Genomic DNA, 21143 nt, shown 5'->3' with positions numbered 1-21143 from the left:
AGAAGGGATGCTATTTACAGGTAAGCATTACTCCGCGAGCTTATTAACAAGTTCTTTGATCTTGTTCGAATCAAAGTCGGTAATTTGAATAATGCCCTTCTCGTCTAACACAAAGAATGTCGGATACTTATTCACCGCCCATTCGGTCAGAATCGGGCTGTCCGGGCCTATATGCCAGTTTACCCAAGGCATGGGCTGTTCACTGTTTTCCTTGAAGGCAATGGCATCTTCCACTTCGTCGTCAACATTGATGGAAATGACCTCAAATGGCTTGCCCGCCAGTTCCTTTTTCAGTTGTGCGATTGCAGGAAAGGTAGCAATGCAGGGCCCGCACCATGTAGCCCAGAAGTCCACCAACACCACTTTTCCTCGGTAGTTGCTGAGTTGATCCAGCTTTCCTTTCAGAGTTTTTGCCTCAACATCGGGCAGCTCTTTACCAGCAACCAGAGCATCCAAAGCAAATAGCCTGCCTCCCATAATTTCTCTAGCCGTTTTACCGTTTCGCACCACCACATCGCCATACTCGTTAATAGACATATTCGAGTAAGTAGCAACATCTATTTTCGCCTGGCGCTTCAGTTCTTCTGGTAACCCCGAAATCTGGGTAAACTTGATGGCGTAATCTGCCATCAAATAAGCTGCGGTTCCCTTTACAGAGCGGTGCTCACTGCCTTCTATAATTTTGCTCCAAACAGACTTCTGGTAATCATAGACAGCCTCGATGTTATATGTCGGCAAACTTGTAAGATAAAAAGCTGGCCTGCCAACAACCTCAATCAGGTTCGGATTATCAATATGCTCGGACAATGCCTTATCAATCAGTCGGGTAAAGACCTCCCCCAATTGAACAGGATTCAGTGACGGCATATCTCCTTGGTTGCCGTTTGGAAGTATGGCGGGGTATTGCCTGCTAATTAATTTCATAGCAAGGAACCCTGCTTCACCGGAAGCGTCTTTATCCATCAGTTCGATGGCCTGCCAAACGTACCGAGGCATATCAAAAGCGTCGATCTCTGCATCCAGAGTCTTTTTTTGCGCCTTATATAATTTTGGGTATTTATTTCTTAAAACACTAATTGCCTTATACCGTGCCTTGAATACATCGGATAATACGAGGGCTTTTGCAACCTGTTGTTCAGCTATCTTGCGCTCCAAATCCGACGCCAGCACACTCAAAGACAGCCAGAAGCTCAGGCCAGCCACAAGTACTTTTCTCATCTCTCCTCCTATAAATACAACATGAGTCTCAAATGGAATATCTGTAAACTACAAATACAAAAATTAAAAGATACTACGCCGTCTCACATTATTGAGGCAGCACACTCTATATTCACTCGTTGCGTTTAAATAGTCAGACTCGACCAGATACAAAAAAGCAGACCCTTACAAAAAAACAGCAAAGGCCTGCCAAAGTTGTTTACATCAAGTTAAAACTCAAAGTCCTTACTCACGTCCAGGTAGATAACCCTGCCCCTAGCATTGTTGCGATTGGCCGCATAGCCAATTCCGTTATCAACAAAGCGGAATTCGGGTTTGAACAGGTTCTGCGCCCCCAGAGTGAACCTCATGCCTTGCAACCAGCCAGAGGCGTCTTGGGGCTGGTAGGCAAACTGCAAATCAACCGTGGTGGTAGAACCGGAACGCTCAATTTCGGGCTCATCAGCATTGGTGATCGCTGGGAACAGTACTCTGTGATCAGAGCTGTAATTGGCGGAAACAACCGCACTGTAATCACCGTAATTCCACAGAACTGACATATCTGCGCCCCACTTGCTGGGTCCAAATTCGCTGTCATTAAAACTGAACACCGGTGAGGCCGCAGTGAACTGTTCTTCAAGGCGCAGGCTTCGCTGGGCATTCAGCGTGACTCCCCAACTACCCAAATCCGTCTCAAAGTCATAATTCACCAGAATATCGACAGTTTCCGACAACCTGCTGGCAAGGTTGGCTGAACGTCGATCCACCAGCAGTATGGATCTGTCTGCATTGAAGGTAAAAATTTCGGGGAACGAGTCCGGGTCTGAAGCAAAAACCGCGAAGTCTCTGGAACGGGACCCAGGAGGCGAGCCAATAAAGTTCGCAAATTTTGCCCGACTGTAGGTGACAGACAGATTCAGGCCATCGACAGCACTGGGAGCGTAATCGAAGCCCCAGTTAAGAGTCCGGGCAATCTGGGGCTGTAAAGCCGGATTGCTGCCTGTAACACTGGCCGCACTAAGGCCGGCAAACTCCGGGCTGGTGCTTAATTCCGTGCCTTGGTAACCTTCACTAGGACGAACAAAAGGCGGAGCCCCTCTTATAGAAGCGGTATGGGCGTTCAGGAATATGGCTCCAAATTGCTGACCGGGGGTTGGTGCCTGAAACGACTCGCCCCATCTGCCGCGCAACTTAAACTCATCGTTCACCTGCCAACTGAGAGATACACTGGGGCTGGTATTGTCGAACTCAAACACTTCAGACCGTTCATTAAGATTGGGGCCTCCTGCCACTGGAAACTCAGTCAAGCCAATAACATCCACAGGGTCAAACTCACTCAAATCGATTTCTACAAAGCCAAAACTAGGGAAGAATACAAAATCTCGTGCAGTATTCTGTACTGTCAAATCGCCGTTCTGCTTAAAGCTCTCGCGACGCGTGGCCAGAGTCAGTGACATTTCCTGGATAAGGGGCAGGTCTTTCAGCAGGGGCACACCCAGCTCAACAAAGTACGCTTGCGCCTCCCGTTCAGCCTGCCAAACGATATCGGAAATTATCTGGCGAAACCGACTTTGGTCAATTTCATCTTCGCGTAACTGGAAGCCAACTGCCATCTGCACATTACCCGCTGGCAGGGCGAAAAGGTCGCCACTTATGGAGCCATCAAGGGATTTCAATTCGGATTCAAATTCACTGGAATCGGTATTAATTGTGGCCCTCAACAGCTCGGCATTGGCATCAATTACCGAGCTGTCACTGCCATCGGTAAACAGATTAAAGCCATTGAGTGCATCATTCAGCTCCGTTTCAAAACCTTCACCACGGAGGGCAAACTTGGTGTTCATTCCCGATGAGTCTTGCTTGCTGTAGCCATAGCTGACGTCGAAATCCCAGCCTTCCAGAAACGGCAAGTCACCCCTGAGTCCGATAGTCATCTGATCGGAACCTGTCTGACGGGCCTCACTGAATGAGATTTGCTGCAATTCACGGCGGAAGGTATATCCAACGGCAACCCCTTCACTAAACCCTGGGCCAGTGAATACCGCCGGAATATTAGGGTTTGAACTGGGCACAAAAGTCAGAGACCTTACTGCCGACAAACCAGATGAGCCACTCCAGGCATTGGGCGTATAGACCCGGCCATCATCCCGTCGGTTGGCAGAGGCATCCAGATAAGCCGTAACAGAGTCAGTCAGCTCCTGTTCTACACTAATACGCAAAGCGCGCCCCTCTTCCGCCGGCCCCAAATCTGATAATCGATAAAGGCTGGGCAGGTCGCCGGTGTAGAGAGAGCCATCCTGGTTAAACGGTGTATCAGAGACTAGTGGCAGACCATTTCGGGGATCCAACCCATCAACGCCAAAAACCAACGCCGGCTCACCGAGACCTAATGTACGAGTATTCGCCCCTCCAAGGTCTCTGAAGTCGCCCAACCCCTGGGGGCCAGCGGAACGTACAAATTTATCTCTGTTGGCGCTTTTTCTCTCATTCAGGTCAAGGCCCAGTGTCAGGCGACCTCCGTCCCAGGATGTGGTGTAACCGACACTGGCTCGCGACAGGTCGCCCCCTGCATTGGAACTTTCATGGCGCACGTCCAGCTGGAGCCCCTGATAGTCTTTGCGCAGGATAATGTTAACAACGCCACCTACTGCGTCGGCACCATAAATGGCAGAAGCGCCATCGTTCAGGATTTCGATACGCTCCACCTGTGACAGCGGAATATCAGAAATATCGGTAAAACTGCCGCCACCAATAGGAGACGTGGTGCGACGACGACCATCAACCAACACCAGTGTGGCGCCGACACCAAGACCCCGCAGGTTGATACCCGATGCCCCAAGCCCCCTCATCTCTATAGCTGGTATGTTGCCGAAATTGACGTTAAATTCTAGCTGTTCCGCATCCAAAGCCTCTCCCGTGGTAGAACTGAGGTTCTGTGGCAATCGGCGAAAAACATCTTCCAGGCTGGTGTAACCGCCTTTTTCCAGTTTATCTCGATCCAGGGAAATTACATGGGCGGCAGGGCTGTAACCTTTCAGGCGGGTGCCGGTAATCAGCACTTCTTCATCTGGCTCTCTGGTCTGATCTTTATTTGCTTGAGGTACTTCACTTGTAACCTCTTTTACAACAACAGAGTTATCCGAAACAAACTCATAGACGAGATTGGTTCCCTTAAGCAATATATTCAGCGCTTCATCGACTGAATATTCCCCTCTCAACTCAGACAGTTTTAAATCTTCACCAGCCTTTCCTTTCAGCACTATTTGGTAACCGGTTTGTGTTGCCAAATCCAGGATCGCTTTATTCGTCTGCTGCGCTTCAATATTGATGCTGACCCTTTCCATATCCGCCATGGCGCCCATAGAAAACAATACGGCGGCAACGCCCATAGCCAGTTTTTTTCGACCAAATTTTTGATTATTTCTCATGAAATCAACCCATCCCCGGAAAATATAATAGTTAGGTATTTGTTGCAGGTTTCTCTTGCACCTTAAACACACCTGACTACTTATTTACCCTCCGATCGATGGATAATTATTTGATTGAAGTCGTGAACGACTTCGATTGGAAGTGCATAAGACAGTATATTTAATGCATCACTTACATCGGAAACCACGACTGCAGCATTTACTTTTTCATCCAACAGAGAGGCATCTTTAACCAGAATTTTCTTTGCTGAATAGCGGTTTAATGCAAGTATCACTTCATGAAAATCAATATCTTCGAAACGTAAGACACCTGTGGTCCAGCCAATCAAATGCTCTACATTTTTGGGGCGACTTGCCACAATGGTATTGGTGTCCGTCTTGTAATAAGCAACCAATCCCGCAGTGAACAGCCACTGTTTATTGGCATTCATTGACTGTTCCGCACCGACTGGCAGGTTCACGGATTGCCTGTTAAATGAGGGCTCGTCGTGTTCTCTGTGAACGGCCACCTTGCCCTCAGTAACTGCCAGAAAAAAACCATCTCCGGTGCGATGGATATTGAATGCCGTACCCAGAACAGTCACCTCTCTGCCCCCCAAGCTGACAACAAAGGGTGTTTTGGGGTCAGAGGCGACATCAAAAAAGGCTTCTCCCCTGTCAAGCCTGATCAAACGGCGATCTGTACTGAACTCGACTTGCAGCTGCGTGCCAGTATTCATCGTAACCTGTGTGCCATCAGCAAGATCAACCTGACGCTGTTCCCCTATCCGCGTTACATAACGTTTGGCATCCACTTTTTGGCTGTCTATCGGCCCAGAGTTCCAAACAACAGCAGTGGCTACCAACAATACAGACGCCACTAATGACCAGGAAAGCAGTGATTTGCGTTTGTTGCCACTTTGTTTACTTTGAGGTTGCGCTGATAAGTCCAGGCTATGTTCTAACTTGGCAACGAATTCAGTGTCCTCAAGCGCCGACTCCATGCAGTCATCCGCTTCAGCCAATTGCTCAAACAACTGGTTGTATTCAGGGTCTTCTTTGGCGCGCGTTATTCGCTGAACAGATTCTTCACTCAATTCGCCCGATAGCATATCCAGCCAATCGGATGCCGCTTTCTGCTCGCTAAATTCCCGTTTCATCTTGTCTTTCATTGTTCTGTCCTCCGCGCCTTTTCCATGGCCCTGCGCACCACAATCAACGCCTGCTTTATAAATTTCTCAACCTGCTTGACCGTTACGCCCATATTCTGTGCCACTTCTGTATAGGTCATTTGCTTGTATCGATTCAGATAAAATGCGTGGCGCCAGGTGGGTTTCATGTTAAGGAGCGCCTGTTGAACATGCCTCAGTTCTTCGCGAGTGGCCAACTGATCTTCAGGGCTTTGTGATTGTTGTGCGTCATCGCCACCTGCCGAGCTTCTCTCTTGCTCAAGATAGCGATGTCGCACAGAAATATGACGCTTCTGGTTGATCACCAGATTGTTGGCTATACGGCATATGTAAGCGTAATTCTGTGGGTGTTCAGGAGGAAGAATCGTGGTTAATTTACTGAGTTTGGCCAATTTCGCGAATACTTCCTGTACCACATCATCCAATTCCTGCTGCCCCAGGGTCATTCTGGCCTTTAAAAATTTGCGCAAAGGAATATTGTGCTCTCGGTACAAACGATCGAGAGCAGATTGATGGCTTTCTAACGGTCTGCCTTTTATATCTACCACTTTCAAACGTGGATTCAACGGGTAACCTTTACTAAGTTAAATTGAGGGCACGCCTTAAGCACACTCTGAGTTGGGGTTTACCCTCCTTTTCAGCAAAATTATTTTGCCAATACGTTGGCTCAACCAATAACCGACAACTCTATAGTGGCCGGTTACAGCATTTCACCAGCCACTCTTTAAACTGAATCAATGGCTTATAGTCTTTCTGGTCGTCGGGGAAAATCAGGTAGTAAGCGGGGATTTCTGTTTTATCCAGAGTCTTTACCGGCTCTCCATCAACCGGCACCTCAATCAGGTCGCCGGCTTTCAGCTCGGTCTGTACCAGGAATTTCGGCATTAATGCCACACCCAGGTTGGCAGTGGCGGCCTGGGTCATGATGTAAAATTGCTCAAACTGCATCACTGGCGGTTCGCTGTAAGGCAAGCCGTAGCTGGCAAACCAGTTGGACCAATCGCTGGGCCTGGATTCCAGGTGCAACAGCGGCAAGGCCATTAAATCTTCCACAGACTGACTGTTGTCTTGCCGGAAAATGTTTTGCCGGAAAAACTCGGCAGAGCACACGGGTACAGTCTGCTCTGCCATCAGATATTCTTCGCTGCAATTTGGCCAATCCGGCAAACCGTAATGAATCGCCGCATGGATATTTTCCTGCGCCAAATCGAAGCGCTCCAGCTTGCTGATAAAGTTCATGGTGATGCTGGGGTATTGAGTCAAAAACTCCGACAGGCGCGGGATAAGCCACTTGGTGCCAAACGTGGGCAGTATGGCAAGGTTCAGCAGCTGGTTATCTGTCTGGGTAACCGCTTTCAACGTCACCCTGCGCAACTCCCGCAATATATCGTGTACATCCCTGGCGTAGCTGCTACCCACCTCGGTCAGAGTGATGGTTTTGTGCTGGCGGTTAAACAGGCGTACACCCAGCTGGCTTTCCAGGGCAGACACCTGCCGGCTCACCGCTCCCTGAGTCTGATGCAACTCATGGGCGGCCTTGGTAAAGCTGCCCAGACGGGCAGCGGTGTCAAAGGCCAGCAGCATGCTGGTACTGGGAATCATACGGCGGGAATCGGCATTTACGTGATCTTTAGACATTCATCAAAGCCTGAAATACGCATATATCCATATTTAGCATGATCTATTCGCATTAATCTACTGATTTTTTCTCCCTTTAGCTCCGTTGGAAAAAACCCTTTAATGGCGCCCGTTTTATTCACCTTAAGAAGATTAGCCATGAAAAACCCACAGGTAGTATCCAGCGACTCCCTGAGAACACAGTTTGTCGCAGCCATGTCGGCCATGTACCGCAGCGAAGTCCCCCAGTACGAGTCACTGGTGGATTTAGTGGAACAGGTCAATGAGCAAGAGCTATTGAACAACCCCACTCTGGAACAGTCCCTGCGCCACAGCAACAGTCTGGAGCGTATGGCGGAAGAGCGCCACGGTGCCATTCGCCTTGGCAAAGCCGAAGAGCTGTTCAATGTTCGTCGTCTGTTCGCCCTGCTCGGCATGCAGCCCGTTGGCTATTACGACCTGGCCGTAGCGGGTATTCCCGTGCACTCTACCGCCTTCCGGCCGGTACAGTCCTCTGCCCTCGCCGTGAATGCATTTCGCGTATTTACCTCACTGCTGCGCACAGACCTGATCGAGGATCAGGATTTGCGTCAGCGAGCTGAAGCGGTCTTGAGTTCACGCCATATCTTTTCACCGCAACTGCTTCAACTGATGGACGAGGCAGAACAAAACGGTGGCATCACAGCGGATCAAAGTGCGACCTTTATTGAACTGGCCGTGGGTATTTTTCGCTGGCAGGACGAAGCCCTGGTGGACACAGAGCTGTATCAGCAGCTGCACGACAGCCACAGGCTGATCGCTGACGTGGTTTCGTTCAAAGGGCCACACATTAACCACCTGACCCCCACGACCGTGAACATCGACCGGGTTCAAACTCTGATGCCTGAAAAGGGGATTACACCAAAAGCCGTTATCGAAGGCCCACCGCGTAGAAACTGCCCTATTTTGCTGCGGCAAACCTCCTTTAAAGCGCTGCAAGAGCCGGTAAAGTTCGCCAATCAACAAGGTGACTTTGAAGTGGGTTCACACACTGCCCGCTTTGGAGAAATCGAGCAACGGGGCATTGCCCTCACCGAAAAAGGGCAAGCACTGTACAACCAGTTGCTCAACAAGGTGAGAGAGCAAATTACGCCGAATCCAGACGGTTCCAATGCCGCCGAGTACAGTGCTGTTTTGGAGAGTGTATTTAGCGCATTCCCAGACAGTTATTGCGAGCTGCGAGAACAACAGCTAGCGTTTTTTAACTACTCGGTACGCCAGGATGCCATTGTCGATGTGGCGGCAAACCAGGACAAAACCATCGAGGAGTTGATTGGCTTGAATCTGGTGCGCTTTGATCCGGTGATTTACGAAGATTTTCTGCCCGTCAGCGCAGCAGGTATTTTCCAGTCCAACCTTGGTGATACTGCCAACAACGCAACAGCCGGCGCAACCAGCAATCAGTCGTTATTTGAAAGCCAGCTCGGCGCACAGGTAAGCGATTACTTTGCGTTGTACGAGCAACAGCAGCAGGTGTCTATCGATAACTGCCTGAGCGCCTTCCAGCAAGTGAAAAGCGCAGCGCAGCAATCTTTGGCGAAAGCTGTCTAGGCTTTTTTTACAATAGCAAGCCACATTAGTTGACAGCAAAAAGGCGAACCTTATCTGAGGTTCGCCTTTTTGCTTTTTAAGGTCGAGGTTGTAGTGGCCCGGTTACTGCCAGTATTTCCGCTTGCTGGTTTTGCCAATGCCGGGGTTAAAGGAATTCGTGGGGTCGCATTCCCGATAAAATGCCTTCAATTCCGCTTTGGCATGGTACTCGTGGCCAACGTTGTGCTCTGCCGGGTACTCCGCGCCACGGGCATCAAACAACGCCAGTATTTTTGCTTTTAACGCTTTGGCATCCACGCCTTTTTTCAAAATGTAGTTTTGGTGCATTACGTGGCAAAACAAGTGGCCGTAGTAAAACTTGGCGGCAATTTGTTCTTCCAGTTCTGCCGGCAACACTTCCAACCAATCGCGCTCGTTTCTTCGCAAAGCGACATCGATGGTCATCATCGCGCCAGAGATTTTCGGATTCATGGTGTGGTAGCGACCGACGGCGCCCGCAGCAACAAAGCGATGCAAAATGGCTTTATCTGCCTCCTCGTCGGTGCAGGCGAAATAACCGCCCTGCTCTTTTTCAAAAAACGCTTCCAGGTAGTTTTGCGCTTCATCCACGCCAGCGTTTTCTGTTTCCAGAATAAGGTGGTGCTGATACCGGCTGCGATAGTCTTCCATTCTGGGTGGCAAGTGGTTTGGCCAGATGGCACTGAGGCTCTGCATAAAGCGGTCAGAAAACTTGCCGGGCAAAAACGAAAATTTGCCCGCGACCCGGTCCACTGCACGCTTCATGGCAAACATTTTCGGTATAAATTTGGAGCCCAGCTTGTCGATCACCACGAAGGTATCTTTGCCGTATTTTTTGCTGGCGTCGTAACAATCCCGATGCAGGTACTCCGCTGATACTGGCAGATTTTCAAAGCTTGACAGCATGTCGCGGCGAATTTTGCCCAGCACCAGGGAGTCATTGGTACCGATATAAAACACCTGCTTCTTTTTCGCGATGGGAAAAGTATCCATGCGCACAGCAAACACGGCCAGTTTGCCCGCGCAACCAGACGCTTCGTAAAGGCGGCGACCATCGTTGTTATAGCGGGACGGCGTATCGGAATCCACTTCCCGAACCCGCTTGTGGTATTCGTTGTCGGAAGCCCGTTTTTGTGGGTATTGAACGTCCGCTTCGGCGTAGTTTTTCCGTTCCAGGTTGGCGAGAATTTCTTCAGGTTCGCTACCCAGGTCAATGCCCAGATTATTGACCAGAGACAAGCGCCCCTGCTCATCCACCTGCGCATAGAGCGATAGCTCTGTATAGGCGGGGCCGCGCTGAATAAGCGCCCCGCCCGAGTTATTGCAAATACCACCGACAATGGAGGCGCCGATACAAGATGAACCGATCACCGAATGGGGTTCCCGGCCATAAGGGCGCAGTACATCTTCCAGACCAAACAAGGTGCTGCCAGCAAGACCAACGATTTGTCTGCCACTATCCAATAACTGAATGCCATCGATTCGCATGGTGCTGATGATGACAATGGGGCGATCGTACTCCTTGCCATCCGGTGTAGAACCGCCGGTCAAACCGGTGTTGGCAGCCTGCAAAATCACAATCACATCCGCCTTGTGGCAGGCCTCCAATACCTGCCACATTTCCACCAGAGTACCGGGTCGGGCCACCGCCATCGCCTCACCGGCGCCAAAGCGAAAACCCTTGCAGTACGGCTCCATTTTTGCCCCGTCGGTGATGGTGAACGATGGTCCAATAAGGGTTTTAACGGTATTGATCAGGTGATCTTTTGAGGGTTGCTCGGTCATGTTTATCTCAACGGAAGCGGCTCTGTGCACCAGTGTTTCGCACATAAAAGTTTCGCCACATAAAATTGCTGGGCAACATAAACCAAAACCGCAGGCAATGCGACACAGGCAAACCGACAATAGCTCACCGCTGCATTCTGAAATGGCATGAATATGACTGTGGCTATCTATTCTGTCGAAGTGCTCAACACCTGGAAAATGGCGGCACTAAAGCAACAGATTCAATATATTCAGCAAAGATATTCGAATAAAGACAAGAGAAGATGGGGTGGCTGACGGGGATCGAACCCGCGACAACAGGAATCACAATCCTGGACTCTACCAACTGAGCTACAGCCACCATAGGTTCACTTACTTTAGACAAAGTAAATGGCACGCCCGGCAGGATTCGAACCTGCGACCATCCGCTTAGAAGGCGGATGCTCTATCCAGCTGAGCTACGGGCGCTCAACACGTTTACTGCCGGACATTCCCAAAGGAATGAAGTGGTCGGGGTAGAGAGATTCGAACTCCCGACATCCTGCTCCCAAAGCAGGCGCGCTACCAGACTGCGCTATACCCCGACTGACCTTCCACACCCACAGATTAAAGGTCATCCGGGGCTGTTTCAGGAAGGTGCGCATAATACTGACGCAACTACCCCTCGTCAATCAAATTATTGGCGTTTGGTGGTGTCTATGTAACAACACATTTACTGCCACAACAACGCCTTGCTGGTACCATAAAGCACATCACAAGGAACGCCTATGTTAAGCCATAGATTGGTTGCTCATCGCGGTTTTCAACATCTTTACCCTGAGAATACTCTGGCCTCAATTCAGGGTGCTATCACTGCTGGCGCCCTGAATATTGAGCTGGATGTGCTGTTCAGCAGCGACGGCGAAGCCATCATCTATCACGACAAAGACCTGCAACGGGTCAGTGGCCTGGACAAAGAGGTTCAGCACCTGCCGCTGGAGCAATTAGTAAAGCTGCCCGCCAACGAACAGAGCCGATTGGGCGACCAATTCCCGGAAGAGCGAATTGCCCCCCTGTCCGCCCTGCTGCCAATTATAGAAGCCCACCCACAAGTTCGATTTTTTGTCGAGGCCAAGCGCAGTGGCCTGGAGTTTATAGGGCTTGAGGCCGCGCTGGATAAGCTGACCACCCTGCTTGCCCCGGTAAAAGACCAGGTAATTTTGATCAGTTTTCATAAAGAGTTTGCCGCTGCTGCCCGCCAACAGGGCTGGCTGGCAGGCGCCGTGCTGGAAAGCTGGAATGACCTGCAGCACCCATTGGTGCAAGCGACAGCTTTGGACTACGTGTTTTGTAACCAGCGGCACATTCCGGAAACCGCCAACCTCAACCAGTTGCAAAGTATTCTGGTGGTATACGAGATAGGCGACCCCAAAGGGGCTATTGACTGGTTTCGGAGGGGGGCAGATATGGTGGAAACCTTTAATATTGGCCACCTGCTAACGGAGCTGAATCGCAACAGCCTATGAAAACACCGGAATCCCTTTTGCCGCAAAACAGCCTATTCGATGTCGCCATTATCGGTGGCGGGATACAGGGCGCAGGCGTGGCCCAGGCGGCAGCGGCAGCCGGTTACTCCGTATTGCTGTTGGAACGGGGCGACATTGGCGAAGGCACATCCAGCAAATCCAGTAAATTGATCCACGGCGGTTTGCGTTATCTGGAAAGCGGCCAGGTTCGTCTTGTCTGGGAAAGCCTGAAAGAGCGCGAATTATTGCTAAAGCTGGCCCCGGATCTGGTGTACCGGCAACATTTTCACATCCCCCTGTACCGTTCTTCCAAGCGCAAAAGCTGGCAGTTGCGTCTTGGGTTATCCCTCTATTACCTGCTGGCCGGTGGTGGTAGTGACAATCGCTTTCGCCACAATTCTTCGGAAAGCCTCAATAACCGTTTTGGCGAGCTGAACCAGGACGATCTAACTGCCATCTACCGTTACAGCGACGCACAAACCGATGACCAGGCACTCACTCAGGCGGTCGCCTACTCCGCCCAACAGCTTGGCGCCAGCCTGCTTTGCCAAGCGCAACTGCGCAAGGCTCAATGGCACGACGGTACGTATCTGATTGATGCACAGGTTGAGGGGGTAAACCGGCGTTTTAAAAGCCGCTGCCTGGTCAATACCGCCGGCCCCTGGGTTAATCTGGTGGCCAGTCGTATTCAGCCAAAGCCTCCGGCACAAGATGTGGAATTGGTACAAGGTACCCACCTGCTCTATTCAACCCCGATCAGCGAGCATTGCTATTACCTGGAAGCGCCACAAGATGGCCGCGTGGTATTTGTACTGCCCTGGCAGGGTCAGACGTTGGTCGGCACTACCGAAACCCTGTATCGGGGGCATCCGGACGATTGTCAGCCGTTAGAGGAAGAGGTTGCCTATCTCAAGGCAGTAGTCACCCACTATTTTCCCGACAACACCCAGGAGCCCAGCGCCCAGTTTGCAGGCTTGCGGGTACTGCCCAAAGCAGAGGGTTCCGCGTTCTCAAGAAGCCGGGAAGTCCAGCTGGTGACCAAGGGCAATTACCTGGCCCTGTACGGCGGCAAGCTCACTGGCTACCGCGCCACAGCGCAACGGGTAATTCCACATTTGGAACGTATGGTGGGGTTGCGAAACCGAGTGGCCGATACGTCTGAATTGCCTTTAGTGCCAGCAGAGTCAGCCTTTACTTCAACACCTTAGCAAGCAACTGAATGGCGCTGTCCACAATTAACGGCTGTTGCTGCAAGTGAGTAAAGTGGCCGGATTTTTTCAGACGTACAACCGTTAAGTTGGGATTATGCGCCTGCACCTGTTCAATAAAATCCGTGTTTTTGTGGCTGACCAGGCCATCTTTGCGCCCCTGAACCACTGTCACCGGAATGGTGATTTCCTGCCAGCGCTCACTCATTTCAGCCAACTGCTTATCCAACACCAGCATCTCCTGATTGGCTTTGCGCAGTGGTTCGCCAATCAACGGTTTTATCAGGCGCCACTCGCCAACCCGATGATGGCGGCGAGGCTTGCCCAGCTCTGGACTGTGAGTACCAGATAACAGTAACAAGCCATCCACCAGCTGAGGAAAGTCAGCGGCAATCCGCGGAGCAATGGAAGCGCCCAGAGAATGGCCGGCAACGACAATTGGCCGCTCCGGGCTGTGTTGTCGTAATTGCTGTAGCAACAACGCCACCTGACTGGCCTGGTAGGAAAATTCCAGCGGAGAATTATTTTCACCCACAGTGGATTGCCCCCACCCCGGACGATCAATGGATATCACCTGAAAATGACTGCGCAGTTGCGGCTCAATCAACAACGCTGACATATCGCTCCAGCTGCCTGGGGTGCCGTGAATCAGCACCAGCGCGGGCAGCTGCGAATCACCGGCACTGGCGTAGTGAAGCACCCCGTCGGGGCCGTGAATGCGATGAAAGTGGATATCGTCGTTACCGGCGACATGCTGATTAAAGAACTGACGGTGCTCGCGAAACACCTGAGATGTGGAGCAGGCGGTTACCAATACAGCCAAAGCTAATAATGCACAGATCGGTAACAGATATTTCTTCATAGCGATTCATGTAGCTTGGCCGTCATTGCGAGCGCAGCGAAGCAGTCTCAAGACAGGCACTCCGATACCGGGAGATTGCCACGGCCTTCAGGCTGACTCGTGCCATCCATGGCACTCGGCCCTATAGGCCGCCAAGGCGCCTAAATCGGCTATCCTGCCGATTTGTCGCAATGACAGGTATTTTTTCAACACTGCTCAGGAGTAAAAACGATTACCACTGAGCTTTTGCCACCAACGCAACAAGCCCCGTTCTACACCCTGCTCTGCCGCCAAACCCAGCTTTTCCTGAATATTTTTCTTCTGCACAAAGGACACTTCAAACAAATCAGCATCCGTCATTTGCCCAGTCAGGTATTCATCGCTGGTGAGCACATCGTCCACCAAGCCAAGCTCCTGAGCGCGGCTGCCCAACCACACTTCGCCAGTAGCCACCTGTTCAATATCCAGACTCGGGCGGCGCTCTGCCACATAGGCCTTAAACTGCTGGTGAATTTCTTCCAAATCCTGGCGGAACTTCTGCCGATCTTCATCAGTGTTTTCACCCAGCATCGTCAAGGTGCGTTTGAAATCACCGGCGGTGTGTTGCTCAAATTCGACATCGTGTTTTTTGAGAAGTTTATTAAAGTTGGGTAATTGTCCGATCACACCGATAGAGCCAATCATGGCAAAGGGGGCGCTGAGGATGCGGTCGCCCACACAGGCCATCATGTAGCCCCCACTGGCGGCCACCTGATCCACACAGATAGTCAGCGGAATGGATTTCTTGCGAATGCGATCCAGCTGACTGGCTGCCAGACCGTAGCTATGAACCGCACCGCCAGGGCTTTGCAGCTTCACCACCACTTCGTCTTTATCGCTGGCTTCTGCCAGCACTGCGGTAATGCACTGGCGCAACTGAGAAACCGCCGACGCCTGAATATCACCATCGAAGTTCAGCACAAACACTCGCTTGCGTTGCTCTTCTTTATCTTCGGAGTCAGTATCGGAGTCTTTTTTACTGGCAGCGGCTTTTTTCTGCTGTTTCTGCTTTTCTTTTTCTTCCTGCTTTTGCTTTTTGCGCTCGGCTTTTTGCTGGTGCTCATCCAGCACCGCTTCTTTCACCGCTTCATGCATTTGCTCGGAAAATTCATTGAGAGGCAAAACTTCGATATGCCCTTTGTCACCTTTGCGTTGACGCTGGCCCAGATTGCTGACAATACCCACGATAATGGCAACCACCACAACAAAGGTCACCGCCTTGGCCAGAAACAGGCCGTATTCCATCAAAAATTCCAACACACTTCTCCAAAAAGCTCTGTACAAACAAGCGGCGCAGTATAGCCTATTTACTGTAACGGCTGACAAAGCCTCGAATCAGCTGCCCGGACAATGTGTATTCGTTGGGGTGTGGCGGCAGGTCGCTGTAGTGGTACCAATCTGCTTCAATAATTTCGACGCCATCCGGAGCCAGTTCACCGCTGTCGTAGTCCGCGTAAAAACCCAGCATTAACTGGCCGGGGAAAGGCCAGTACTGGCTGGCAACGTATTTGGGTGCATTTACTGACACACCGACCTCTTCGTATACCTCTCTGCGCACCGTGCTCTCTACTGTCTCGCCGGGCTCAACAAAACCCGCAAGACAGGTAAAGTAATCACCGCGGCCGCCATGACGCGCCAGCAGGCATTGCTCACCGCGGGTCACCAGCATAATGGCGCAGGGTGACAGCCGGGGATAATAAGAGTGGTTACAGGGTGAGCAGTGCATTGCTGTTTCACCAGCGAGCGGCTCTGTAGCTCCACCGCAGCGCCCACAGAAGCGGTACTCCTTATAACTGTCGAGCAGTTGCGTACAGCGGCCAGCAAAGGCAAACAGGTCTTCGCCCCACGGCATCAGTGACCTTAACGGCACAGACTCGGCACCGGCCTCCTCCATCTGTTGGGCAACATCTGCCGACACGGCTACTGCCTCGCAGGGCGCATCCCGAAACGCTCCCACATTTGCGCTGCGTTGCTCAGCTCGCGCCAACCAGGAGGCCGCCTGTGAGGCAGACCAAAACAGCGCCTGCACGGCAGACTCCGGCACAAGAACTTGGCCATCAGAAATAAAAACATACTGCTTATCAGACATTATTTAACTCATATAAATACATTGAAGCCGATTTATTGGGACATTATTTTATTCGACACCCCTTTAAAAGTATTTTTCCAGCGAAGCGGTAGCCGTCACATAGGGGGGTCGCTATAATCGGCCGCTGCTCGAATTACCCTAACAATAAATCGTCACCAGGTCTCCACCATGAAAGCTCTCCTGACTCTTTTTATAGCTCTGCTGTTCCCTGGCTTTGCTATAGCCTCTGCCGGTGAAGCGCCGCCCTCTCTGGGTGTCACTTCGCACTGGGTAGGTTATACATCCATTGCCATTTTCGCTGTGGCCTATATCTTTGTGATTTTTGAGGAGCAGCTGCACCTTAGAAAATCGAAGCCAGTTCTGGCGGCTGCCGGTTTAATCTGGATACTGATTGCCGCCTACTGCTACTACGGCCTTGGCGACCACCACATCGCCTCCGTTGCTATCCGCCACAACTTCCTTGAGTACGCGGAACTGTTTTTCTTCCTGTTGGTGGCCATGACCTACATTAACGCCATGATGGAGCGCAATGTCTTTGACGCTCTGCGTGACTGGCTGGTGGTCAAGGGCTTCTCTTATAAGGCACTGTTCTGGCTCACCGGTGGGCTGGCGTTTGTTATCTCCCCCATCGCTGACAACCTGACCACCGCCTTGATTATGTGTGCGGTGGTACTGGCTGTGGGTCAAGGCCAACCCAAATTTGTCGGTATTGCCTGTATTAATATTGTGGTGGCAGCCAACGCCGGGGGTGCATTCAGCCCATTTGGTGACATCACTACACTGATGGTTTGGCAGAAAGGCATTGTTCCCTTCGAACAATTCTTCTACCTGGTCATCCCCTCCATTGTTAACTTTGTGATTCCTGCGGGCATCATGCACTTTGCCCTGCCCAATGGCAGCCCAGAGCCAACACAAGCCGGTATTACGCCCATCAAGTTTGGCGGCACTCGTATCTGTGTACTCTTTATTATCACCATTGCCACGGCCGTGTGTTTCCACAACTACCTGGAACTGCCACCGGTTTACGGCATGATGTTCGGTTTGGGCTACCTGAAGCTGTTTGGCTTCTACATCAAGAAGAAAGAACACTCTGATATTGATATCACCAATACTCCGGAAGTACACGAAGACGAAGAGCCCGACCCCAACAGAGGCAACCGCGGCTTTGACGTATTCAAAAAAGTTTCCGGCGCCGAGTGGGATACGCTGTTCTTCTTCTACGGCGTGATCCTGGCTGTTGGTGGCTTGGGCTATATCGGTTACCTGGCGATGGCCTCAGAATTCTTCTACAACGACCTGGGCCCCACTACCGCCAACATATTGGTAGGTTTTGCTTCCGCTATTGTGGATAACATCCCGGTTATGTTTGCGGTACTGACCATGTTGCCGGAAATGGACCTGTTCCAGTGGTTGCTGGTAACACTGACCGCCGGGGTAGGCGGCAGTATGCTGTCGGTAGGCTCCGCTGCCGGTGTGGCGCTGATGGGGCAGGCTCGTGGCAAGTACACCTTCTTCGGTCACCTGAAGTGGGCCTGGGTCATTGCACTGGGCTACGCCGCCAGTATCTGGGTGCACTTCCTGGTTAACAGCGGCCTGGAAGGCATGCCGGTTAGCTATTAATTAGGCAGTGAAACCTAATTAGCCCGTAAAACAAAAAGCCCGGACTGCCAACAGTCCGGGCTTTTTTGTGGGTAAATTTTCTGTATTTATTACTGCACTCTGTCAGGTGCAAGCCACAAGCAATTGTCGCCACTGGCTTTGTGAATTTCCTGCAGCTTGCGTTGGTGTTCCTCAAGTTCTGCATCTGAAGCAGCAATCACCTTTAACGCCGGGCGATTGCTGTCCAGCCGCCGTATTTGTTGTTGCTCCGATTGAGCAGCACTGCCTCCCCTGCCCCCCAAGCCCAGTGTGACCTGGCCACCAGTCATGGCCAGATACACTTCCGCCAGAATCTCCGCATCCAGCAGTGCGCCGTGCAGCTCCCGGTGGGCGTTGTTGATGTGGTAGCGCTTACATAGGGCATCCAGATTGTTCTTTTGCCCCGGATGCTTCTGGCGCGCCATCACCAGGGTGTCCACCACCGTGCAGTAATCGCGAGTTTTCTTGTACTTGCCGCTCAGTTTGCCGAACTCGTGGTCCATAAAGCCCACATCAAAGGGCGCGTTATGAATAATCAGCTCGGCACCGTCGATAAATTCCAGAAACTCCTGAGCCACTTGGGCATACAGCGGTTTGTCCGCCAGAAATTCATTGGAAATACCATGGACTTCAAATGCCCCCTGATCCACCTCTCGCTCGGGATTGATGTACTGGTGGTAATGCTTGCCAGTGAGTTTGCGGTCCACCAATTCCACGCAGCCAATTTCAATAATGCGGTGGTCCTGGGAAATTTCGATACCGGTGGTTTCGGTATCCAGTACGACTTGCCTCATGTAAAAAATTCCTTTGGTAAGAATAGAGTCATCGCGAGCGAAGCGCGGCGATCTCCAGCAGCCCACTTCGATGTCAGGAGATTGCCGCAGTCGCTACGCTCCCTCGCAATGACGAGCCTTAATTACAACCACTGACTACAACTCATCAATGCCGCGATTGGCCAGTTGATCGGCTATTTCATTTTCCCGATGGCCACTGTGCCCTTTCACCCAGCGCCAATCTACGTTGTGTCGCCCCGCCTGATCATCAAGCAGTTGCCACAAATCCTGATTTTTTACCGGCTGCTTACTGGCGGTTTTCCAGCCCTTGCGTTTCCAGCCTTCCAACCAGCTGGTAATGCCCTGGCGCACGTACTGGGAGTCTGTGGTCAACACCACATCGCAGGAACGGCTCAGGGCCTCCAGGCCGCGAATGGCCGCCATCAGCTCCATACGGTTGTTGGTGGTATCCGGCTCGCCACCGTAAAGCTCTTTCTCCACATCGCCATAGCGCAACAATACACCCCAGCCACCGGGGCCGGGGTTGCCGCGACAAGCACCATCGGTAAACACTTCAACTTTCTTCATAACTTTCTACAACTGCAGTGCGATGCTCTGGCATTGGCACAGTGTGCTGTTGCCAAGCCAGGTTCGGCACTTTGAGGTTTTTTAACAAATCCGCTTTTGGTGGAATGACCTTGGCCACTTGTTTTCGGGCCACGATGGTATAAAAAGCGCCCCCGGGAAGCCCCAGCCCATAGCCCCAACGGCGCAGCCAGGAATCGTCACTCTGTTCCTGCAACGGCCCAAAACCACCTCGCTTTACCACAACCGGTTTAAAACTGAGCAGACGCAACCAGTCGATCGCCCTACCCAGTCGCAGGGAGTGATGGCGATAATGGGGTGATTTTCTGAACAGCGCCGCTGGCCACTTCAGCAGCCCCTGCACGCTGAATGGGTTGAGCACAAACAGCACAATATGGCCACCGGGCGCTACTACCCTGGCGATTTCATTAAGTACCATGTGCGGTTTGGGGGAAAATTCCAGAACGTGGTGAGCAATCACCGTTTCAATGGTATCGCTGGGCAGTGGTAACGCTGTCAACTCTGCTACAGCACCCGTGTTAGCCTCGCTTGCCGTCGGCCCCAAAGTAAAACGATGCAGGTTATCAAATTGTTCCAGAAGGCTGCCTTCAGGGGACAAACCCACCTCCATCAGATGGTATCCGTGCATACCGGGCAGGCAGCTGAGTATTTCCCGCTCCTTTCCCAAAAGGTACTGCCCAGACGGAGTGGCCAGCCATTGTTGCAACGACGATTGGGCCTCAGCCAACGGATAGGGGCGGAAATATTTCGCTAGCTGCCTTTGCACGAAGCTCTCTATGACTCAGCGGAAACGGGCTGATAAACTACCATTTTTGCCAGTAGCTGTTAACTTATGTTTGATATTCACCCCATTTCCGCCTTTGACGACAACTACATCTGGGCCGTCAAGCCCGAAAACAGCGATGCAGTGGCGGTGGTAGACCCTGGGGACGCACAACCGGTGTTGCAGTATCTGCAATCCCGGCAGTTAAATCTGGCGGCGATTTTTATCACCCATCACCACTGGGATCACACCGGCGGCATCGACGCCCTGCTCAGCTACTACCCGGTTCCGGTTTATGGCCCAAACAACCCCAAAATCTCTCAAGTCAGCCAGCCTCTTACAAGCGGCGACCAGGTAAACTTTGGCAGCGGCAGTTTTCAAGTGATTGAAGTACCGGGGCACACGCTAGACCATATCGCCTACTTTCTCGATGATTCCAGGCCGCTACTGTTTTGTGGCGATACCCTGTTTGCCGCCGGTTGCGGTCGCCTGTTTGAAGGCAGCCCGCAACAAATGTACAGTTCGCTTCAGAAATTGCTGGCATTGCCTGAACAAACTCAGGTGTATTGCACCCATGAATACACTCTGGCCAATCTGGCTTTTGCCCTGGCCGCTGAACCGGAAAACAGTCAGTTGCACAAGCGGCTGAAAGACTGCCAGCAACTGCGCCAACAAGGTCGGCCTACTCTGCCGACCACCATTGGTCTGGAAAAGCTTACCAACCCGTTTTTGCGCTGTAATGTAAATGCCCTTCAGCAGCGGGTTCGGGAGCACAGCAATACGGAAATAAGGGGGGAAGTGGAAACATTTGCGCTACTTCGCAAATGGAAGGATGGATTCGTGACTTAAAGGCTCAATGTGCTATAACAGCCCGCACAGTAGCCATAAAAACAAAAAC

The 21143-nt window shown here is 51.6% G+C and carries 17 protein-coding genes and 3 tRNA genes; 5 read left to right on the top strand and 15 right to left on the bottom strand.

The window, feature by feature from the left end; all coding sequences use genetic code 11:
* Positions 1-27 precede the first annotated feature (27 nt).
* The 5 genes from QSV34_RS07505 to QSV34_RS07485 all read right to left on the bottom strand — a co-directional run bounded on the left by QSV34_RS07505 (position 28) and on the right by QSV34_RS07485 (position 7432).
* Positions 28-1218, bottom strand: a complete 1191-nt coding sequence (locus QSV34_RS07505) for a TlpA family protein disulfide reductase (protein WP_289153369.1) — start codon at positions 1216-1218, stop codon at positions 28-30.
* 209 nt (positions 1219-1427) lie between these two features.
* Positions 1428-4625: a TonB-dependent receptor gene (locus tag QSV34_RS07500; RefSeq protein ID WP_289153366.1), complete on the bottom strand. Its 3198-nt coding sequence runs from the start codon at positions 4623-4625 to the stop codon at positions 1428-1430.
* Between the two features lie 80 nt (positions 4626-4705).
* Complete coding sequence (locus tag QSV34_RS07495) at positions 4706-5776, bottom strand: FecR family protein (protein ID WP_289153364.1); 1071 nt, start codon at positions 5774-5776, stop codon at positions 4706-4708.
* Entirely contained in the window at positions 5773-6360 is a 588-nt protein-coding gene (locus QSV34_RS07490; protein ID WP_289153362.1) for an RNA polymerase sigma factor, read from the bottom strand. Before QSV34_RS07490 ends, QSV34_RS07495 begins: the two co-directional genes overlap by 4 nt.
* 121 nt (positions 6361-6481) lie before the next feature.
* Entirely contained in the window at positions 6482-7432 is a 951-nt protein-coding gene (locus tag QSV34_RS07485; RefSeq protein ID WP_289153360.1) for a LysR substrate-binding domain-containing protein, read from the bottom strand.
* 138 nt (positions 7433-7570) lie between these two features.
* Between QSV34_RS07485 and hglS the strand changes: the two genes are divergently transcribed.
* Positions 7571-9001 carry a 2-oxoadipate dioxygenase/decarboxylase HglS gene (hglS, locus tag QSV34_RS07480; protein ID WP_289153358.1) on the top strand — a complete coding sequence of 477 codons (1431 nt, stop codon included), beginning with the start codon at positions 7571-7573 and terminating at the stop codon, positions 8999-9001.
* 102 nt (positions 9002-9103) lie between these two features.
* Here the strand turns inward: hglS and dld are convergent, their stop codons facing one another.
* The 4 genes from dld to QSV34_RS07460 all read right to left on the bottom strand — a co-directional run bounded on the left by dld (position 9104) and on the right by QSV34_RS07460 (position 11367).
* On the bottom strand, positions 9104-10804 hold the full coding sequence (gene dld, locus QSV34_RS07475) for a D-lactate dehydrogenase (protein ID WP_289153357.1): 1701 nt from the start codon (positions 10802-10804) through the stop codon (positions 9104-9106).
* 264 nt (positions 10805-11068) lie between these two features.
* A tRNA-His gene (locus tag QSV34_RS07470) sits at positions 11069-11144 on the bottom strand.
* Positions 11145-11174: 30 nt separating this feature from the next.
* Positions 11175-11251: transfer RNA gene (locus QSV34_RS07465), tRNA-Arg, on the bottom strand.
* A 39-nt stretch (positions 11252-11290) separates the two neighbouring features.
* Positions 11291-11367: transfer RNA gene (locus tag QSV34_RS07460), tRNA-Pro, on the bottom strand.
* A 183-nt stretch (positions 11368-11550) separates the two neighbouring features.
* Between QSV34_RS07460 and QSV34_RS07455 the strand changes: the two genes are divergently transcribed.
* Both QSV34_RS07455 and QSV34_RS07450 read left to right on the top strand, forming a co-directional pair.
* Positions 11551-12288: a glycerophosphodiester phosphodiesterase family protein gene (locus tag QSV34_RS07455; protein ID WP_289153356.1), complete on the top strand. Its 738-nt coding sequence runs from the start codon at positions 11551-11553 to the stop codon at positions 12286-12288.
* Positions 12285-13496 (top strand): glycerol-3-phosphate dehydrogenase/oxidase, encoded by a 1212-nt coding sequence (locus QSV34_RS07450; RefSeq protein ID WP_289153354.1) that lies wholly within the window; start codon positions 12285-12287, stop codon positions 13494-13496. Before QSV34_RS07455 ends, QSV34_RS07450 begins: the two co-directional genes overlap by 4 nt.
* Here the strand turns inward: QSV34_RS07450 and QSV34_RS07445 are convergent.
* The 3 genes from QSV34_RS07445 to nudC form a co-directional block, all read right to left on the bottom strand.
* Positions 13480-14358, bottom strand: coding sequence for an alpha/beta fold hydrolase (locus QSV34_RS07445; protein ID WP_289153352.1), 879 nt, complete (start codon positions 14356-14358; stop codon positions 13480-13482). The two genes, QSV34_RS07450 and QSV34_RS07445, sit on opposite strands and share 17 nt — an antisense overlap.
* A 195-nt stretch (positions 14359-14553) precedes the next feature.
* Positions 14554-15633, bottom strand: coding sequence for a protease SohB (sohB, locus tag QSV34_RS07440; RefSeq protein WP_289153351.1), 1080 nt, complete (start codon positions 15631-15633; stop codon positions 14554-14556).
* A gap of 46 nt (positions 15634-15679) precedes the next feature.
* Positions 15680-16465: an NAD(+) diphosphatase gene (nudC, locus tag QSV34_RS07435; protein WP_289153350.1), complete on the bottom strand. Its 786-nt coding sequence runs from the start codon at positions 16463-16465 to the stop codon at positions 15680-15682.
* Positions 16466-16633: 168 nt separating this feature from the next.
* On the opposite strand from nudC, the gene nhaD reads away from it, so the two are divergent.
* Positions 16634-18085: a sodium:proton antiporter NhaD gene (nhaD, locus tag QSV34_RS07430; RefSeq protein ID WP_289153348.1), complete on the top strand. Its 1452-nt coding sequence runs from the start codon at positions 16634-16636 to the stop codon at positions 18083-18085.
* A gap of 89 nt (positions 18086-18174) precedes the next feature.
* Here nhaD and dnaQ read toward each other — a convergent pair whose 3' ends face one another.
* The 3 genes from dnaQ to QSV34_RS07415 all read right to left on the bottom strand — a co-directional run bounded on the left by dnaQ (position 18175) and on the right by QSV34_RS07415 (position 20248).
* Positions 18175-18897: a DNA polymerase III subunit epsilon gene (gene dnaQ / locus QSV34_RS07425; protein WP_289153346.1), complete on the bottom strand. Its 723-nt coding sequence runs from the start codon at positions 18895-18897 to the stop codon at positions 18175-18177.
* A gap of 135 nt (positions 18898-19032) precedes the next feature.
* Positions 19033-19464, bottom strand: coding sequence for a ribonuclease HI (gene rnhA / locus QSV34_RS07420; RefSeq protein WP_289153344.1), 432 nt, complete (start codon positions 19462-19464; stop codon positions 19033-19035).
* On the bottom strand, positions 19451-20248 hold the full coding sequence (locus tag QSV34_RS07415) for a class I SAM-dependent methyltransferase (RefSeq protein WP_289153343.1): 798 nt from the start codon (positions 20246-20248) through the stop codon (positions 19451-19453). The genes rnhA and QSV34_RS07415 overlap by 14 nt, the downstream gene beginning before the upstream one ends.
* A gap of 66 nt (positions 20249-20314) precedes the next feature.
* Between QSV34_RS07415 and gloB the strand changes: the two genes are divergently transcribed.
* A complete protein-coding gene (gloB, locus tag QSV34_RS07410; RefSeq protein WP_289153341.1) occupies positions 20315-21094 on the top strand; it encodes a hydroxyacylglutathione hydrolase in 780 nt (259 codons plus the stop codon).
* The last annotated feature ends 49 nt before the right edge of the window (positions 21095-21143 follow it).

It is taken from the genome of Porticoccus sp. W117 (assembly GCF_030341905.1).
Lineage (GTDB): Bacteria > Pseudomonadota > Gammaproteobacteria > Pseudomonadales > Porticoccaceae > SCSIO-12696.
The sequence above is the reverse complement of the archived record's forward strand: the minus strand, read 5'-3'. Positions and strand labels throughout refer to the sequence as shown.

Coding starts and splice junctions, on each gene's coding strand:
- QSV34_RS07445 (WP_289153352.1), bottom strand. CDS start 14,358: ATGAAGAAATATCTGTTACCGATCTGTGCATTATTAGCTTTGGCTGTA.
- QSV34_RS07450 (WP_289153354.1), top strand. CDS start 12,285: ATGAAAACACCGGAATCCCTTTTGCCGCAAAACAGCCTATTCGATGTC.
- rnhA (WP_289153344.1), bottom strand. CDS start 19,464: ATGAAGAAAGTTGAAGTGTTTACCGATGGTGCTTGTCGCGGCAACCCC.
- hglS (WP_289153358.1), top strand. CDS start 7,571: ATGAAAAACCCACAGGTAGTATCCAGCGACTCCCTGAGAACACAGTTT.
- nudC (WP_289153350.1), bottom strand. CDS start 16,465: ATGTCTGATAAGCAGTATGTTTTTATTTCTGATGGCCAAGTTCTTGTG.
- QSV34_RS07500 (WP_289153366.1), bottom strand. CDS start 4,625: ATGAGAAATAATCAAAAATTTGGTCGAAAAAAACTGGCTATGGGCGTT.
- QSV34_RS07505 (WP_289153369.1), bottom strand. CDS start 1,218: ATGAGAAAAGTACTTGTGGCTGGCCTGAGCTTCTGGCTGTCTTTGAGT.
- QSV34_RS07485 (WP_289153360.1), bottom strand. CDS start 7,432: ATGTCTAAAGATCACGTAAATGCCGATTCCCGCCGTATGATTCCCAGT.
- dld (WP_289153357.1), bottom strand. CDS start 10,804: ATGACCGAGCAACCCTCAAAAGATCACCTGATCAATACCGTTAAAACC.
- QSV34_RS07455 (WP_289153356.1), top strand. CDS start 11,551: ATGTTAAGCCATAGATTGGTTGCTCATCGCGGTTTTCAACATCTTTAC.
- gloB (WP_289153341.1), top strand. CDS start 20,315: ATGTTTGATATTCACCCCATTTCCGCCTTTGACGACAACTACATCTGG.
- QSV34_RS07495 (WP_289153364.1), bottom strand. CDS start 5,776: ATGAAAGACAAGATGAAACGGGAATTTAGCGAGCAGAAAGCGGCATCC.
- dnaQ (WP_289153346.1), bottom strand. CDS start 18,897: ATGAGGCAAGTCGTACTGGATACCGAAACCACCGGTATCGAAATTTCC.
- nhaD (WP_289153348.1), top strand. CDS start 16,634: ATGAAAGCTCTCCTGACTCTTTTTATAGCTCTGCTGTTCCCTGGCTTT.